This window comes from Halorhodospira sp. M38 (assembly GCF_022227985.1).
Taxonomy (GTDB): domain Bacteria; phylum Pseudomonadota; class Gammaproteobacteria; order Nitrococcales; family Halorhodospiraceae; genus Halorhodospira; species Halorhodospira halophila_A.
In genome coordinates this window covers 1-2284 of the sequence record NZ_JAJNQP010000059.1, presented here as the reverse complement: position 1 = coordinate 2284, position 2284 = coordinate 1, and the positions used below count along the sequence as shown (strand labels likewise).

General features: G+C 67.0%; 5 protein-coding genes. All 5 read right to left on the bottom strand.

From position 1 onward, the window contains the following. A partial coding sequence (locus LRA98_RS12720; RefSeq protein ID WP_238634253.1) for an N-acetylneuraminate synthase family protein occupies positions 1-605 on the bottom strand: 605 nt, incomplete at its 3' end. Positions 606-612: 7 nt separating this feature from the next. Further along, complete coding sequence (locus tag LRA98_RS12715) at positions 613-963, bottom strand: GNAT family N-acetyltransferase (protein ID WP_238634254.1); 351 nt, start codon at positions 961-963, stop codon at positions 613-615. A 4-nt stretch (positions 964-967) separates the two neighbouring features. Next, positions 968-1264, bottom strand: a complete 297-nt coding sequence (locus LRA98_RS12710) for a hypothetical protein (RefSeq protein WP_238634255.1) — start codon at positions 1262-1264, stop codon at positions 968-970. A gap of 66 nt (positions 1265-1330) precedes the next feature. Further along, on the bottom strand, positions 1331-1609 hold the full coding sequence (locus LRA98_RS12705) for a hypothetical protein (RefSeq protein WP_238634256.1): 279 nt from the start codon (positions 1607-1609) through the stop codon (positions 1331-1333). A 12-nt stretch (positions 1610-1621) separates the two neighbouring features. Next, positions 1622-2284, bottom strand: a 663-nt coding sequence (locus tag LRA98_RS12700) for a formyltransferase family protein (RefSeq protein ID WP_238640852.1), incomplete at its 5' end; no start/stop codon positions are given.

The following is a 2284-nucleotide window of genomic DNA, read 5'->3' as shown; positions in this document are numbered from 1 at the left end:
AGGTCCGCCTCCTCGGGCGGTGTGGGATAGCCGGAGGTGCAATGGAGCAGGCAGATCTCCTCGCAACCGGCGCGGCGGGCGGTCGCCACGGCCTCCATGACCTCGGTGCGGGTCGCCATTCCGGTGGACATAATCAAGGGGCGCCCCTTGCTGGCGGCGTACTCGATCAGCGGCAGGTCGACGAGTTCGAAGGAGGCGATCTTGTAGGCGGCTGGCTCGAAGTCCTCGAGGAAGTCCACCGCCGTTGCGTCGAAGGGCGAGGAGAAGACCGTCAGCCCGCGCTCACGGCCACGCTGAAAGAGCGCCTCGTGCCACGCCCACGGCGTGTGCGCCCACTCGTAGAGCTCATAGAGGCTGCGGCCGGCCCACGGGCCTTCGGTGAGCTGGAAGTCCGGCCTGTCGGAGTCGAGGGTCATGGTGTCAGCGGTGTAGGTCTGGAGCTTCACCGCATCGGCGCCGGTCTCGGCGATGGCGTCGATGATGGCCAGCGCCTGCTCCAGGCTGCCGTTATGGTTCGCCGACAGCTCCGCGATGATGTAGGGCGGATGCCCCGGGCCAATAGGCCGGCCCTCCAGATCGAAACCTGCGGATTCTGTATGGGTCATGGACCGATTACCTTTCTGGTCGATCGTGGATCATGTACTGGGCTCCGTCGGCCAGCTCCGCGACCGTGCGGAAGCCGAGGCGCTCGAAGAAGTCCGGTATGCGCGTCGTCAGGCTGATGACGCCGGGGTTGTCGGCGAGCAGGGTCTCGACGAGCCGCTCGCCAAGCCCGATCCCGCGGCAATCCGGGTCGACGGCCAGGCTCTCCAGGTGCCCACCCTTGCTATGCCGCGCGCAGTAGACCGTGCCGACGATGGCGTCATCCTGTTCCACGGTGTAGAGCGGATCGCCGGGCCGGTAGAGCGCGCACATCCGGTCGAAGACATCGCACGGCGGCTTGGGGTAGCAGCGGTCCAGCAAGGCCTTAAGACCCCCCCCCGTTGTGTGGGATATGGTGCTGCCGGTAGATGGTAAACGTCCCGACGAGCCGATCTGACTCCATCTGGACCCGGGAGAGCTCCATCCGGTGCCCGTGTACGTCGAGGAAGGCGCGCGGGTAGCCCTCGGCGTCGAGCATGCGGATGAAGTCGAAGAAGTCGTTGAGATCCTGGACCGATGCCTCGGCCAAGTCGCTCTCCTCCGGCTTGCGGCGCCGGAAGACCACCGGCTCCCCCTCCTGGGGCTGCGGCTCGGGCTCATCCTGGATGATGGCCTCGATCATCGCCTCGACCTCCGTGGCTGCCCGCAGGAAGATCTCCGAGGCGGACCCTTCCAGGCAGAGCGGGCGCTAGAGGTAGACGGGCCCGGCATCCATCTCCTGCACGCAGCGCAGCGCCGTGAGCTTCGTCTCGTGGTGCCCGCGCTGGATCAGGTTCTGTAGCGGGCTCCCGCCGCGCCCGTAGGGCAGGTCGGTCATGTGGAAGATGACGCACTCGTAGGCCTGGTGAATCGTCTCCGGCACGATATAAGACCAGTGCGGGAAGAAGACGTAGCGCGGCGCGATGCGCTCCAGGCGCTGGGCCATGACCTCGTTCCACGGGCGGGAGGTGGCGATGACGTAATCCATGGGGCTCTCTGCTCAGGCGTGACCGCCCTGCGCCTTGGTAATCCGCAAGATGTACCGCTGGCCGCGCCAGTCGAAGAAGGCTGGGTAACGCTCGTTATCAACTACTCGCAGCAGCTCGAACTGGTCGGCCAGTGAGCGCTGCGGATCGAGGCGGCTGTCCTCGGGCCGCCGGCGCGGGTAGAAGCTCTCCTCGCCGCTTTGCTCGCGTCCCTGCGCTGCGCTGGCGGGGAAATCGTCGACAAACAAGCGGCAGAGCGTCCGCGTGGCCTCGGCCTGGGCCCCGCGCAGCTCCTCGATGAGCTCGTGGCCCTCGAAGGCGATCCAGCGCTGGGCGTAGATCGTGCCGCTATCCACCTGCTCGGCAGCCTCGATCAGGGTAACCGGGATGCGGCTCTTGCCCTCCAGGATCTGCCAGGTCAGCGGCGACCAGCCCTTGCCGTGGGGCAGGTCGCTCTCGTGGACCACCAGCGTGTGGTCGTACTGGGCGCGCACGGTCTCGGGCAGGATGCGGCCGAAGCTGAGGCAGAAGCAGAAGTCCCCCGCTTGCGCCTCGCTCGGCTCGTGGGTCCACTGGACGCGGTGGCCCAGCTCCTCCCAGTCCTCGATCAGCTCCAGCAGGTGCTCGTTGATCCAGCTCCCCTCATCCGAGAGGATCACGATCCGTCGGGGGGGGGG

Coding starts and splice junctions, on each gene's coding strand:
- LRA98_RS12705 (WP_238634256.1), bottom strand. CDS start 1,609: ATGGATTACGTCATCGCCACCTCCCGCCCGTGGAACGAGGTCATGGCC.
- LRA98_RS12710 (WP_238634255.1), bottom strand. CDS start 1,264: ATGATCGAGGCCATCATCCAGGATGAGCCCGAGCCGCAGCCCCAGGAG.